Genomic DNA, 13,338 nt, shown 5'->3' on the forward strand with positions numbered 1-13,338 from the left:
GGTCTGACCAGTGGTCAAGTGGTCTGACCAGGACGCGTGGACCACCACGCACGCAGCGCTGCCTCGGCCGCCTCCGGTGACTGCGGGCCCTCGTCCATCCGCAGCTCGAGGAGGAACTTGTAGGCGTCACCGATCTCGCGACCGGGACCGACGCCCAGGATCGCCATGATCTGGTTGCCGTCGAGGTCGGGCCGGATCGAGGCGAGCTCCTCCTCCTCGGACAGCCGCGCGATGCGCTCCTCGAGCGAGTCGTAGGTCCGGCGCAGCCGGTCGGCCTTGCGCTGGTTGCGCGTCGTGCAGTCGGCGCGGGTGAGGATGTGCAGCCGCTCGAGCTGGTCGCCGGCGTCGCGGACGTAACGGCGTACGGCGCTGTCGGTCCACTCCCCCGAGCCGTAGCCGTGGAAGCGCAGGTGCAGCTCGACCAGCGTGGCGACCGCGTCGATGTCGTGGTTGGAGAAGCGCAGCGCCTGCATCCGCTTGCGGGTCAGCTTCGCCCCGACCACGTCGTGGTGGTGGAAGGTCACCGTGCCGCCGGACTCGAAGCGACGGGTCTTCGGCTTGCCGACGTCGTGCATGAGGGCGGCGAACCGGCTGACGAAGTCGGGGGCGCCGCCGAGGCGGTGCTCGAGGTCGATCGACTGCTCGAGCACCGTGAGCGTGTGCTCGTAGACGTCCTTGTGGCGGTGGTGCTCGTCGCGCTCGAGGGCGAGGGCCGGCAGCTCCGGCAGGACGTACGCCGCCAGGCCGGTGTCGACGAGCAGGGTGAGGCCGAGCCGCGGGTGGGGCGCGCACACCAGCCTGACCAGCTCGTCGCGCACCCGCTCGGCCGAGATGATCTCGATCCGCCCGGCCATCTCGGTCATCGCCGCGACCACCTCGGGCGCGACCGCGAAGCCGAGCTGGGCCGCGAAGCGTGCGGCGCGCATCATCCGCAGCGGGTCGTCGGAGAACGAGTCCTCGGGTGCCCCCGGGGTCCGCAGGACGCGCTCGGCCAGGTCGACGATCCCGCCGAACGGGTCGACGAAGTCGCGGCTCGGCACGCGCACCGCCATCGAGTTCACGCTGAAGTCCCGGCGACCGAGGTCGCCCTCGAGGTTGTCGCCGAAGTCGACCGCCGGCTTGCGCGAGTCGGGGTCGTAGGACTCGGAGCGGTAGGTGGTGATCTCCACCTGCCACGGGCCCTTGCGGCACCCGATGGTGCCGAAGGAGCGCCCCATGTCCCAGACCGCGTCGGCCCAGCCGGAGACCAGGCGCTCGGTCACGTCGGGCAGCGCGGAGGTGGTGAAGTCGAGGTCGCTCTGGAGCCGCCCGAGCATCGCGTCGCGGACCGGGCCGCCGACCAGCGACAGCTCCTCGCCGGCCTCGGCGAAGAGGACTCCGAGCTCGTCGATGACCGACCCGATGCGGTCGAGCTCCGCACCGACGCGGCGCTGGATCTCGACGATCGTGAGCGGGGGAAGGGCGGCGTCGGACACGACGGGCCAGTCTACGTGCCAGCCAGTTGCGGCCGAACAACTACAGTCGGTGCGTGCCCCGCTCGTCCTCGTTCCGCGCTGTCCTGGCGGGGTTCCTGACGGCCGGACTGGCCAGCCTGGGCGCCCAGGCGCCGGCCGCGGCGGCACCCGCGGAGGAGCAGGACCCGCTGGTCGTGCACATCGACACCATCGACCCGGTGCTGCCACGCAGCGGCGACGTCGTGATCACCGGCACCGTGACCAACGTCAGCGCGGACACCTACACCCGGATCAACCTGCACGCGTTCTCGTCGGAGAACCCGATCCTCGACTCCGCCAACCTCGTGACGTCAGCCGCCAGCGACCCGACGCAGGCCGTCGGCGACCGGGTGACGGTGCCGGGCACCTTCTACACGGTGGCCGAGCTCGCTCCCGGGCAGACGGCGTACTTCTCCGACACGGTTCCGGTCGAGCTGCTCGAGATGGACCCTCGCGTCGAGGGCGTCTACTGGATCGGGATCCACGCCTTCGGTGACGGCGCCGTCCCGCGCGACGGGTTCGCCGACGGGCGGGCCCGCACGTTCATCCCGGCGCGACCGAGCGCGGACGGCTCGGCCGAGACGTCGGTGATCCTCTCGCTCCGGAGCCCGGTCTGGTTCACCGACGACGGCAAGGTCGCCGGGCTCGACCGGTGGGAGAAGCGGCTCGGGGAGGGCGGCAGCCTCGACGGCGTGCTCGACATGGCGGACTCCGCCGACGCGACGCCGTACAGCTGGCTCGTCGACCCGGCCGTGCTCGTCGCACTGACGCGGCTGGAGCGGGGCAACCCGGCGCGCAGCATCGTGCCCGACCCCAACATCCCCATCGAGGAGCCTGCCTCCGAGGAACCCGCCTCCGAGACGCCCGCCTCCGAGACGCCCGCGCCCGAGGAGGCCACGGAGCCGACCGAGGCTCCGGGCGGCTGGGACACCCTCGCCCCGCCCACCTCGCCGGACGCCGAGCCCACGGCGCAGGAGCAGGCGCTCGCCACCGCAGCCGCCGGCTGGCTCAACCGCTTCCGAGACCTCGTCGGTACGCAGCCGGTGCTGACGCTCCCCTTCGGCGACCTGGACGTCTCCGCGGCGGTCCGCAACGACCGCACGCGGCTCGACCAGGCCGTCGCCCGCAGCGCCGAGGTGATGCGGGTGCTGCGGCTGCCGTCGCGGCCGGCGGTGTCGCCGGCCGGTGACCGGCTGAGCCCCGAGGGGCTCCAGACGGTGTCGCCCGAGACCGTCATCCTGATGGGCGACAGCGCCTTCGACTTCCCGCCGACGACGCCGAACTCGGTGGTGAAGATGCTCGGGCACAAGGTGCTCGTCACCAGCACCGCGGCCGAGTCCGGTGGTCCCGGCCCGACGGCGGCCACCGACCCGCTGGCCATGCGCCAGCGGCTGCTCAGCGAGGCGGCGCTGCGAGCGCTCGACGACGACTCGGCGCCGCTCATCCTGACCCTGCCGACCGTGTGGCGCGGCGAGGACGCCGCGGCGTTCTTCGACGAGCTCGAGCAGCCGTGGCTCGACATCGTGCCCGTCGAGGAGATCGCCGACGACCGCAATGCCGTCGGCCAGCCCGCGTCGACCCTGAACTACACGACCGAGGACCAGGCGGCGGAGATCGGTGCCGGCAACTTCACCGCCGCCACCCGAGCCACCAACGCCGCCAACCTGCTCGAGCAGGTCCTCCTGCGCCAGACGACGATCGAGGGCCAGGTGCGTGACGAGGCGCTCGTGACGGTCTCCGAGCAGCACCGCACCCGGCCGGGCGTGGCGCTGAAGTCCGCCGGTCGGCTGGAGGCGGGGATGTCCGACTACCTCGGCAAGATCCAGATCGAGGCGCCTCCGGCAGTGACGCTGTTCAGCGCGTCCGGCAAGCTCGGCGCGACGCTCGTCAACCTCCTCGACCAGCCGGTCACCGTCGAGGTGCGCCCGACGACGGACGGGCAGCTGACGATCAGCGGCCTCGGCGGCGCGCGGACGCTCGGGCCGGACGCGCGCAGCGTGCTCCGCTACGAGGCGACCACCGACCAGCTCGGCACGCACAACGTCCGCTTCTTCGTCACCTCGGTGGAGGGCGCCCCGCTGGGCTCCTCCGACGCCCTACCGATCCGTGCGGCCCGGGTGAGCGCCCTGGTGTGGGTGGCGATGGCCGGCGGCGCCCTCGTGCTCTTCGGGATGATCGGCTACCGCCTGCCCGGACAGATCCGCGCCCGTCGCGCGGAGCTGGCGGCGGCATCGCGCGGCGAGGACCACGACGAGGCGTCGGAGGACGAGGCGAGGGAGGCCGGCGACGGGCACGGCGAGAGCGCGTCCGACGTACGACCCGCCGGGGGGCGCGCCACTGCTCCCGGGCCGCCCGTGAGCACCGCATGACCACCCCGGGGAGCGACCAGCGCATCCTGGCCTCCTCGGCCGTGATGGCTGCCGGCACGGTGGTGTCCCGTGCCTCGGGCTTCGTCCGCAGCGCCCTCCTCGTCCTGGCGCTGGGGGCCGTGCTGCGCGCCGACCTCTTCTCGATCGCCAACACGATCCCCAACATGGTCTACATCCTCGTTGCGGGGGGTGTCTTCAACGCCGTCCTCGTGCCGCAGCTCGTGCGCCGGATCAAGGACGATCCCGACGGCGGCGACGCCTACGCCAGCCGGATCATCACCCTGTCCGCACTGTTCCTGGCCGCGGTCACCGTCGTGCTGATGGTGCTCGCGCCGGTGCTGCTGAGGCTCTACCTCGACGACGACTTCCTCGAGCCCGCCCTCGCACCGCACCTCGAGTCCATCGTCGACCTCACCCGGTGGTGCCTGCCGCAGGTGTTCTTCTACGGAATGTACGTCCTGGTCGGGCAGGTGCTCAACGCCCGCGGCCGCTTCGGGCCGATGATGTGGGCACCCATCGCCAACAACGTCATCTCGGTCGCGATGCTCGTGGCCTACCTGCTGGCCTTCGGCGCGGCCACCGTGGCCCAGACCGGGGAAGCGCTGTCGTCGTCGCAGGAGGCACTCCTCGGCCTCGGCTCCACGCTCGGGATCGCCGCACAGCTCGTCGTGCTCGTGCCCTACCTGCGGGCCTCGGGCTTCACCTACCGGCCCCGCTTCGACTTCCGCGACCCGGAGTTGAAGAAGACCCTGTCCCTGGGCGTCTGGACCGTGCTGTTCGTGGTCGCCACCCAGCTCGCCTACATGTACGTCGTCAAGCTCGCGTCGGGCGGCAGTGCAGCCGGCGGCACCGGCTACACGATCTACTCCACCGGCCTGCTGCTGATGATGGTGCCGCACTCCGTCGTGACGGTCTCGCTCGCGACGGCGATCCTGCCGCGCATCTCCTCGTTGGCCCACGACGGCGACCTGCGCGGCGTGGGTCGCACCGTCGGCTCGACCCTCGGCACCGCGCTGGCGTTGGTGCTGCCCTTCGCGGTGCTGCTGCCGGTCGTGGCCGACGACGTCGCCAACGGGCTCTTCGGGTGGGGCGCGACCGACCCGGAGCAGCTCGCGCCGACCATCGCGCTCTTCGGCCCGGCCCTCGTGCCGTTCACCGTCCACTACCTCATGCAGCGCGGGTTCTACTCCCTCGAGGCGACCCGCCGGGTGTTCTACATCCAGTGCGCCGTCGCCCTCACCAACGTCGTCGCGGCCCACCTGCTGGTCGCGTCGCGCCCGCCCGTCGACACCGCGCCGATGCTCGTGGTGGCCAACCTGCTGTCCTACCTGGTGGGCTCGATCATCAGCTTCACGGTGCTGCGCCGGACCCTCGGCGAGCTGCAGGGCGCGCAGCTGATGCGATTCGCCGTACGCATGTCCCTGGTGCTCGCCGCCGCGGCAGCCGCAGCCTGGGGCGTGGAGTGGGTGCTCTCCGGCCTGGGCGACGAGCCCCACCCGCTCGTCGCGCTCGGTCGTGGCGGCGCGGCGGGAGCGCTCGGCCTGCTCGTGGTGCTCGGTGGGGCGAAGGTGCTGCGGATCCGCGAGGTGACCAGCATGGTCGACACCGTCGCGGCGCGGCTGCGCCGGGGCTGAAAGTCCCTAGAGTGGCCACCGGGACAGCAGAGGGACGCGCCGTGGGAGGGAGGTGAGCGATGCCGACGTCGATGCAGGCCGGTGACGTGCTCGCCGAGCGCTACCGCCTCGACGACCTCCTGGCGGAGAACGGGACCGGCCGCTTCTGGCGTGCGCACGACCTGGTCCTCCACCGGGCCGTGTCGGTGCACCTGCTCCCGTCCGACGACGAGCGCGCGGGTGCCGTCCTCGAGGCCGCGCGCGGAGCCGGGCCCGTCATGGACCGGCGGCTGCTCCGGGTCCTCGACGCCGAGTCGGCCGGCGGGCGCTGCTACGTCGTGAACGAGTGGGGCCAGGGCGACTCCCTCGACATCCTCGTCGCGCGCGAGGGTCCGCTGCCGCCGCGCCGCGCGGCCTGGCTGGTCGCCGAGGTCGCGGACACGATGGCCGAGGCGCACTCCTCCGGGCTGGCCCACGGCCGCCTCGTGCCGGAGAACGTGCTGGTCGACCAGCACGGCCAGATCCGCATCATCGGCTTCGGGGTCGACGCCGCGCTGCGCGGCCTGCCCGCCGGTCGGACCGGGGTCGACGAGATCGACCTGGCCGGCCTCCTCTACTGCGCGCTGACCGGCAAGTGGGCCGGCGCCTCCGAGTCCGCCGTCCCGGCGGCTCCCGAGGTGCACGGCGAGGTGCTGCGCCCGCGGCGCGTCCGCGCCGGGATCCCGCGGATGCTCGACGCCCTGTGCGACCAGGTGCTCAACCCCCAGCACGCCCCCGGCGGCGACGGGTCGGACTTCAGCGCCCGCGCGATCCGCGACCTGCTCCACGACTACGTCGGCGACCTCACCGGCACCCACGTCCCCGTCCAGGGTCCCCGGGCGTCGACGGAGACCGCGACCGTGCCCGCCGTGCCGGTCGTCCCGGTCACCCCCGACCTGCCGGAGCCCGACCTCGAGCCACAGCTCGAACCCGAGATCGAGCCGCAGCCGGACCCCGAGCCCGGCGTCACCGTCGTGCAGCCCGCCGTGCCCGAACCCGCACTTCCTACCGCGGAGCCGACCGCCGCGGTCGACCTGCCCACGCAGGCGGGGATGCCGGTGTTCCACGACGACGACGAGGTCGACTGGCTGCGCGCGCGCGCCGAGAAGCCCGAGCCCCCGCCGCCGCTCGAGGACCCGCCGCCCAAGCCGCTCTTCGCTCCCGACCCGCCCGAAGGCGAGCCCGTACGCCGTCCACGTCCCGGCAGCCGCGCCGCTTCCGGCAACCCCGACTACTGGCCGTGGGACGCCTCCAGCGACTCCAGCCGCGACTCGTCGATCGGGGTGAGCCCTGATTCCGGCGTGCGCCCGGTGGGCCGCGACACCGGCTCGTGGAGCTCGGGCGCGTGGTCGGAGGACCGCTGGAGCACCGGCGAGGGCCTCGACGACACCGGCGACCAGGTCCCCGGGCGGAGCTGGTTCCGCCTGGCCATGATCGTCGCCATCTGCGTGGTCGTGATGGTGGCGGCGGTCGCGGCCTACCAGCTCGGCCTCCCCACGGTGACCGACTCGGGTGACGACGACCCGACGACCTCCGCCTCGCCGAGCCCCACCGCGGCCGCGCCCACCCCCTTCACCGGCCTGGTCGCCGCGGCGTTCGACCCGCAGGGCACCGACGGCGGCGAGGAGAACTCCGACTCGGCGCCCGACGTCGTCGACGGTGACGCCACCACGTCGTGGAGCACCTCGACCTACGAGCAGAACTTCGGTCCCGCCGGCCTCAAGACCGGCGTCGGCCTGGTCGTCGACCTGGGCGCCACCAAGGGCGTGCGCCAGGTCACGGTGAGCGTCGACGGCGAGACGTCGCTGGCGGCGTACGTCACCTCCACCGCGCCGACGGGCGTCGCAGGGCTGACCCCGATCGGCACGGCCTCCGGCTCCGGCGACCTCGAGATCTCGGTCGACGAGGCGGTGTCCGGACGCTTCGTCACGGTCTGGCTCACGATCCTGCCCCAGGTCCCCGACGGCTTCCGGGGCACGATCTCCGAGGTGCAGGTGCTCGGATGACGACCGCGTCGACCGACGAGCGGTCGGACCGGGAGCTCCTCCAGGCGCACGTCGACGGTGACGCCGACGCGTTCGGCGTGCTGTTCGCGCGCCACCGCGACCGGCTCTGGGCGGTGGCGCTGCGCACGATGGGCAACCCCGAGGACGCCGCCGACGGCCTCCAGGACGGCATGATCGCGGCCTTCCGGCGGGCGGGCTCGTTCCGCGGCGAGGCGGCCGTGACGACCTGGCTGCACCGGGTCGTGGTCAACGCCTGCCTCGACCGCTTCCGCGCGGCGAAGATCCGCCGCTTCGACTCGCTCCCCGACGACGTCGAGGACCGCGGCACCCTCGTCGCCACGGCCCAGCACGACGACCTGCCGGACGTCGCCGCCGAGGACGCCGAGCGTCGCCGCCGGGTCCTCGACGCCCTTGCGACGCTTCCGGCCGAGCAGCGGGCGGCGCTCGTCCTGGTGGACATGGAGGGCTATCCCGTCGCGGAGGTGGCCGAGATGCTCGGCTGTGCCGAGGGCACGGTGAAGTCGCGCTGCTCGCGCGGTCGCACGAAGCTCGCCGGTCTCCTCGCCGACCTGAACCGCCCCGTCGGTGACATCCCTCACGGGAACCCGCCCCCGGACGGTCCCGTCCAACCCACCGTGCGGCCCCGCGGCCCGCCCGCGCCCTGAGCCGCCCGTCCATGCCCGATGCCCGACCCGTTCCCTCACGCGTGAGGAGGTGACCCGATGACCCAGCCCCCCGACCAGACCCCCCAGGATCCTCACGGCCTGCCCCCCGAGGAGGAGGCCGTACGCCGCCTGCTCGCCGACGCGCGCCACGACGGGCCCACCCCGCCGGAGGTCGTCGCCCGCCTCGACGCGACCCTCGCCTCGCTCGCCGCCGAGCGCGAGACCGCCCGCACCACCTCGACCACGACCACCGCTCCCGTCATCGACCTCGGCGCCCGACGCCGCCGGATGGCGGGCATCGGCCTCCTCGCCGCGTCCGCAGTGGTGGTCGCCGGTGTCGCCCTCGGCCCCGGCCTGCCCTCGATGCAGGGAGGCTCCGACGCGGGCTCGACCGCCGGGGACGCCGCCACCTCGCAGCGCGAGCTCAGTGAGGACTCCGGCGGCGGTGCGGACTCGGGCGGCGCCGAGAGCGAGGAGACGGGTCCGCAGAACCTGAAGTCGGCCCCGACCGCCCCGGAGGCGGCGTACCCCACGCTCTCCTCGGACGACGTCGACCTCGACGACGAGCTGCTCTCGCTTCGCGCCGGGTCCCAGGCGCCCGACGCGTCGATGGCCACCGAGCCGCAGGCCGACTGCGACCTCAGCGGCACCGGGCGCGGACGGCGCGTCCTCGCCCAGGTGGACGGCGCGGTGGGCGCGGTCGTGTTCCGCCGGGCGGACGGCGCGTCGCAGCAGGTGGACCTCTACGTCTGCGGCGACCCGACCGCCGTGCGCACGCTCACGCTGCCCGCGCCCTGACGCGCTCCTGACTCGGGAAGAACGCTGGCCTACGATCGGTTGAGGACGTCGTACGCCAGTTCCGAGACAAGCAGGAGTGACCCGCCCCATGAGCCAGACCACCGAACCGCGCAACGTCATCGTGATCGGATCGGGGCCCTCGGGCTACACCGCTGCCGTGTACGCCGCCCGCGCCGCGCTCGAGCCCCTGGTCTTCGAGGGGTCCGTGACCGCCGGCGGTGCGCTGATGAACACCACCGAGGTCGAGAACTTCCCCGGCTTCCGCGACGGCATCATGGGTCCCGCGCTGATGGACGAGATGCGCGCGCAGGCCGAGCGCTTCGGTGCCGAGCTGGTCTCCGACGACATCGTCGAGGTCGACCTCACCGGCGACATCAAGGTCGTCAAGACCGCGACCGACACCTACACCGCGCGGTCGGTGATCCTCGCGACCGGTTCGGGCTACCGCAAGCTCGGCCTGCCCCGCGAGGAGGAGCTCTCCGGCCGCGGCGTCTCGTGGTGTGCGACCTGCGACGGCTTCTTCTTCCGCGAGCAGGCCATCGCCGTCGTCGGCGGCGGTGACTCCGCCATCGAGGAGGCCACCTTCCTCACCCGCTTCGGCTCGAAGGTCTACCTGATCCACCGGCGCGACGAGCTCCGCGCCTCCAAGATCATGCAGGAGCGCGCCTTCGCCGACCCCAAGCTCGAGATGGTGTGGAACTCCGAGGTCGCCGCGATCAACGGCGCCGAGAAGCTCGAGTCCATCACCCTGCGCGACACGGTGACCGGCGACGAGCGCCAGCTCGACGTCACCGGCCTCTTCATCGCGATCGGCCACGACCCGCGCTCCGAGCTGCTCACCGGCCAGGTCGACCTCGACGACGACGGCTACGTCCTCGTCGACCACCCGTCCACCGCGACCAACCTGCCGGGCGTCTTCGCCGCCGGGGACCTGGTCGACCACCACTACCGTCAGGCCATCACGGCTGCGGGCACCGGCTGCGCCGCGGCCCTCGACGCCGAGCGGTTCATCGCCGCCCTCGACCACGAGGCGTCGACCGCCGGCGAGGCCGCCGCGACTGTCGAGGCGATCGCCGAAGAGGTGCAGACCGCCGGCGCCTGAGCACCTCCGGCCCGCGCCAGCGGGTGGGAACAACTGTCCGTGGGGTGGTGTTGACTCAGACATCACCGCGAGATCCTCAGACGCAACCAGACCTTTGAAAGGGGCAACCGTGGCCAACATCGCCGCCGTGACCGACGCCGAGTTCGAGGCGCAGGTCCTCAAGTCCGACAAGCCCGTCCTCGTGGACTTCTGGGCGGAGTGGTGCGGCCCGTGCCGCCAGGTCGCCCCGATCCTCGACGAGCTCAACGCCGAGCACGGCGAGAAGCTCACGTTCCTCAAGATGAACGTCGACGAGAACCCGGTAACGCCCTCGTCCTACCGCGTGACCGGCATCCCGACGATCAACGTCTACCAGGGCGGCGAGGTCGTGAAGTCGATCGTCGGCGCCAAGCCCAAGGCCGCGCTCCTCAAGGAGCTCGAGGGCCTCATCTGAGGCTGATCCACTAGTCGCTCGAGGCGGCCCGCACCGATCCGATCGGGCGGGTCGCCTTCTGCGTGGGGCGCACGACACCCCACACCCGCTCCAGCGCCAGCTCGACCTCGTCCTTCCAGCTCAGGGCCGTCCGCAGCTCCATCCGCATCCGCGACGTGGTCGGGTGCGCGCGCTGGGTCTTGAAGCCGACGCCGCCCCAGAACTCCGTGGGCAGCACGCATCCCTGCGTGCGGCCCCGCGTGTCGCCGTACGCCTCGATCGCGGTGTGTCCGCGCTGGACGAGGTCGGCGGCCATCGCCTGCACCAGGATGCGACCGAGCCCCCCGCCGCGCATCGCCGGCTCGACCCAGGCCGTCGCGGCGATGATCGCGTCGGGCGAGGCCGGCGCGGTCGGCAGCACCCCGGCGCCGGGCAGGTAGGCCGCGGGCGCGTAGACGATGTGGCCGACGGTTCGCCCGTCGATGCGTACGACCCGCCCGCACGAGCCCCAGTCGCGCAGCACCCCGGAGAGCCAGCTCTCCTTCTCCGCGGCGCGCTCCTGCTCGTCGAGCCGGGCGCGGTCCACCGGGCCGAGCTCCCAGAACAGGCACGACCGCACCGGATCGGCCAGCTCCGCGAGGTGGTCGACCGTCAGGCGCGCGGTCTTGCGTGACACGCGTCCCAGCGTAGACCCGTCGGCGGCCTGCGAGGATGAGGCGTGCGCCCGATCCGACAGAGCAAGAAGCTGCAAGGTGTCCGCTACGACGTGCGCGGGCCGATCCTCGTCGAGGCACAGCGGCTCGAGGCGGAGGGCCACCGGATCCTCAAGCTCAACATCGGCAACACCGCGCCGTTCGGCTTCGAGGCACCCGAGCAGATCCTCGCCGACATGATGCACCACCTGCCGCAGTCGACGGGGTACGCCGATTCGCAGGGCATCTGGTCGGCTCGCACGGCGGTCATGCACTACTACCAGTCGCACGGGCTGCGTGACGTCGGCGTCGAGGACGTCTTCATCGGCAACGGCGTCTCCGAGCTGATCTCGATGGTGCTGCAGGCCTTCGTCGACGACGGCAACGAGATCCTGGTCCCGGCCCCGGACTACCCCCTCTGGACCGGTGCGATCACCCTCGCCGGCGGCATCCCGGTGCACTACCGCTGCGACGAGGACGACGACTGGAACCCCGACCTCGCCGACATCGAGTCGAAGATCACCGAGAACACCCACGCGCTCGTGATCATCAACCCCAACAACCCGACCGGTGCGGTCTACAGCGAGGAGACCGTCAAGGGACTGGTCGACATCGCGCGCCGCCACCAGCTCGTCGTCATGGCCGACGAGATCTACGAGAAGATCCTCTTCGAGGACGCGCGGCACCACCACGCGGCGACCTACGGCGGCAACGACGTGCTGACGCTGACGTTCTCCGGGCTGTCCAAGGCCTACCGCGTCTGCGGCTACCGCGCCGGCTGGGTGATGATCTCCGGCCCCAAGGAGCTCGCCACCGACTTCCTCGAGGGCCTCACCCTGATCGCGAACATGCGGATGTGCGCCAACGTGCCGGCGCAGCACGCGATCCAGACCGCGCTCGGCGGCTACCAGTCGATCGAGGAGCTGATCGGCCCCGGCGGACGTTTCTACGAGCAGTCCATGCTCGCGCACCGTCTGCTCAACGAGATCCCGGGCGTGACCAACGTCAAGCCGCGCGGAGCGCTCTACTGCTTCCCGCGGCTCGACCCCGACGTGTACGCCATCGAGGACGACCAGGACTTCGTGATCGAGCTGCTCCGGGCCAAGAAGATCCTCGTCACGCACGGCACCGGCTTCAACTGGCCGTCCCCCGACCACTTCCGCCTGGTCACGCTGCCCGAGGCGAGCGTGCTCGAGGAGGCCATCGGCCGGATCGCCGACTTCCTCGCCACGCGGCGCTGAGTCACCGCCTCACCTACCCTCGCCGCGTGGTGCGCGGGACCCTAGGCTTCGCGCATGCGTGACGTCACCTATCCCCCGATCATCGTCACGGCCAAGACGGCGTTCCGCGCCCTCGGCCAGCGCTTCCAGATGTCCGGGACCGAGCACGTGCCGCGCGAGGGTGGCGTGCTGCTGGCCTACAACCACATCAGCTACGTCGACTTCATCTACGGCGGCCTCGCGGCGAACCCGTCGGACCGACTGGTGCGGTTCATGTCCAAGCGCGAGCTCTTCGACCACCGCTGGGTCGGCCCGCTCATGCGTTCGCTGCACCACATCGAGGTCGACCGGGGCGAGGGCGTCGCCAGCTTCCACACCGCCGTCGACTACCTCCGCCAGGGCGAGGCGGTCGGTATCTTCCCCGAGGCGACCATCTCCCGGTCGATGGAGCTCAAGGAGTTCAAGACCGGGGCCGTACGCATCGCTGCCGAGGCCGGCGTACCCCTCGTGCCCGTCATCCTGTGGGGCACCCAGCGGATGATGACCAAGGACCACCCGCGTGACTTCTCGCGCGGCAAGACGATCGCGATCAAGGTCGGCGAGCCGCTGCACCCGACGGGCGCCAACCCCACCGCCGAGACGGCCGAGCTGCGATCCCGGATGAGCCAGCTGCTGGCCGAGGTGGTCGCGGACTACCCGACCGCCGAGCAGCCTCCCGGCTCCTGGTGGGTGCCTGCGTCGATGGGTGGCACCGCCCCCACGCCCGACGAGGCGCTGACCCTCGACGCCGCCGAGAAGCGTGAGCGCGCCCGGAGGCGTGCCGAGAAGCGGGCGAAGAAGAAGCGCTAGATCGACATATCGATCTAGCGACAAGTGGCTTTGTCACTTTGTCGACATTGAGCGTGGATCGACGCCCTTTTCAGTGATCC

Annotated in this window: 11 protein-coding genes; 9 read left to right on the forward strand and 2 right to left on the reverse strand. The window is 72.1% G+C overall.

The features are described from left to right. Window positions 1–14: 14 nt before the first annotated feature. A complete protein-coding gene (locus tag EUA06_RS20175; RefSeq protein ID WP_129479139.1) occupies window positions 15–1,475 on the reverse strand; it encodes a CCA tRNA nucleotidyltransferase in 1,461 nt (486 codons plus the stop codon). 53 nt (window positions 1,476–1,528) lie between these two features. Here EUA06_RS20175 and EUA06_RS20180 point away from each other — a divergent pair, with 53 nt between their 5' ends. The 7 genes from EUA06_RS20180 to trxA all read left to right on the forward strand — a co-directional run bounded on the left by EUA06_RS20180 (window position 1,529) and on the right by trxA (window position 10,518). Further along, window positions 1,529–3,862 (forward strand): DUF6049 family protein, encoded by a 2,334-nt coding sequence (locus tag EUA06_RS20180; RefSeq protein WP_129479141.1) that lies wholly within the window; start codon window positions 1,529–1,531, stop codon window positions 3,860–3,862. After that, a complete protein-coding gene (murJ, locus tag EUA06_RS20185) occupies window positions 3,859–5,496 on the forward strand; it encodes a murein biosynthesis integral membrane protein MurJ (RefSeq protein ID WP_129479143.1) in 1,638 nt (545 codons plus the stop codon). Before EUA06_RS20180 ends, murJ begins: the two co-directional genes overlap by 4 nt. A gap of 59 nt (window positions 5,497–5,555) precedes the next feature. Next, entirely contained in the window at window positions 5,556–7,520 is a 1,965-nt protein-coding gene (locus tag EUA06_RS20190) for a protein kinase domain-containing protein (RefSeq protein ID WP_129479145.1), read from the forward strand. Beyond that, a complete protein-coding gene (sigM, locus tag EUA06_RS20195) occupies window positions 7,517–8,185 on the forward strand; it encodes an RNA polymerase sigma factor SigM (protein ID WP_129479147.1) in 669 nt (222 codons plus the stop codon). The genes EUA06_RS20190 and sigM overlap by 4 nt, the downstream gene beginning before the upstream one ends. A 57-nt stretch (window positions 8,186–8,242) precedes the next feature. Beyond that, entirely contained in the window at window positions 8,243–8,983 is a 741-nt protein-coding gene (locus EUA06_RS20200) for a hypothetical protein (RefSeq protein ID WP_129479149.1), read from the forward strand. An 88-nt stretch (window positions 8,984–9,071) separates the two neighbouring features. Beyond that, window positions 9,072–10,085, forward strand: coding sequence for a thioredoxin-disulfide reductase (gene trxB / locus EUA06_RS20205; RefSeq protein WP_129479151.1), 1,014 nt, complete (start codon window positions 9,072–9,074; stop codon window positions 10,083–10,085). 109 nt (window positions 10,086–10,194) lie between these two features. Further along, window positions 10,195–10,518 carry a thioredoxin gene (trxA, locus tag EUA06_RS20210; protein ID WP_091199549.1) on the forward strand — a complete coding sequence of 108 codons (324 nt, stop codon included), beginning with the start codon at window positions 10,195–10,197 and terminating at the stop codon, window positions 10,516–10,518. 10 nt (window positions 10,519–10,528) lie between these two features. Here the strand turns inward: trxA and EUA06_RS20215 are convergent, their stop codons facing one another. Beyond that, window positions 10,529–11,173: a GNAT family N-acetyltransferase gene (locus EUA06_RS20215; RefSeq protein WP_129479153.1), complete on the reverse strand. Its 645-nt coding sequence runs from the start codon at window positions 11,171–11,173 to the stop codon at window positions 10,529–10,531. Between the two features lie 42 nt (window positions 11,174–11,215). Here EUA06_RS20215 and EUA06_RS20220 point away from each other — a divergent pair, with 42 nt between their 5' ends. Together EUA06_RS20220 and EUA06_RS20225 are read left to right on the forward strand one after the other, a co-directional pair. Then, entirely contained in the window at window positions 11,216–12,430 is a 1,215-nt protein-coding gene (locus EUA06_RS20220; RefSeq protein WP_129479155.1) for a pyridoxal phosphate-dependent aminotransferase, read from the forward strand. 54 nt (window positions 12,431–12,484) lie between these two features. Continuing rightward, entirely contained in the window at window positions 12,485–13,258 is a 774-nt protein-coding gene (locus tag EUA06_RS20225) for a lysophospholipid acyltransferase family protein (RefSeq protein ID WP_129479157.1), read from the forward strand. Window positions 13,259–13,338 lie beyond the last annotated feature (80 nt).

Origin of the sequence: Nocardioides glacieisoli (genome assembly GCF_004137245.1) — a bacterium.
GTDB lineage: Bacteria > Actinomycetota > Actinomycetes > Propionibacteriales > Nocardioidaceae > Nocardioides > Nocardioides glacieisoli.

What these genes read in the sequence shown, in the direction of transcription:
- murJ (WP_129479143.1), top strand. Translation starts at nt 3,859, where the DNA reads ATGACCACCCCGGGGAGCGACCAGCGCATCCTGGCCTCCTCGGCCGTG.
- sigM (WP_129479147.1), top strand. Translation starts at nt 7,517, where the DNA reads ATGACGACCGCGTCGACCGACGAGCGGTCGGACCGGGAGCTCCTCCAG.
- EUA06_RS20225 (WP_129479157.1), top strand. Translation starts at nt 12,485, where the DNA reads ATGCGTGACGTCACCTATCCCCCGATCATCGTCACGGCCAAGACGGCG.
- EUA06_RS20200 (WP_129479149.1), top strand. Translation starts at nt 8,243, where the DNA reads ATGACCCAGCCCCCCGACCAGACCCCCCAGGATCCTCACGGCCTGCCC.
- EUA06_RS20190 (WP_129479145.1), top strand. Translation starts at nt 5,556, where the DNA reads ATGCCGACGTCGATGCAGGCCGGTGACGTGCTCGCCGAGCGCTACCGC.
- trxB (WP_129479151.1), top strand. Translation starts at nt 9,072, where the DNA reads ATGAGCCAGACCACCGAACCGCGCAACGTCATCGTGATCGGATCGGGG.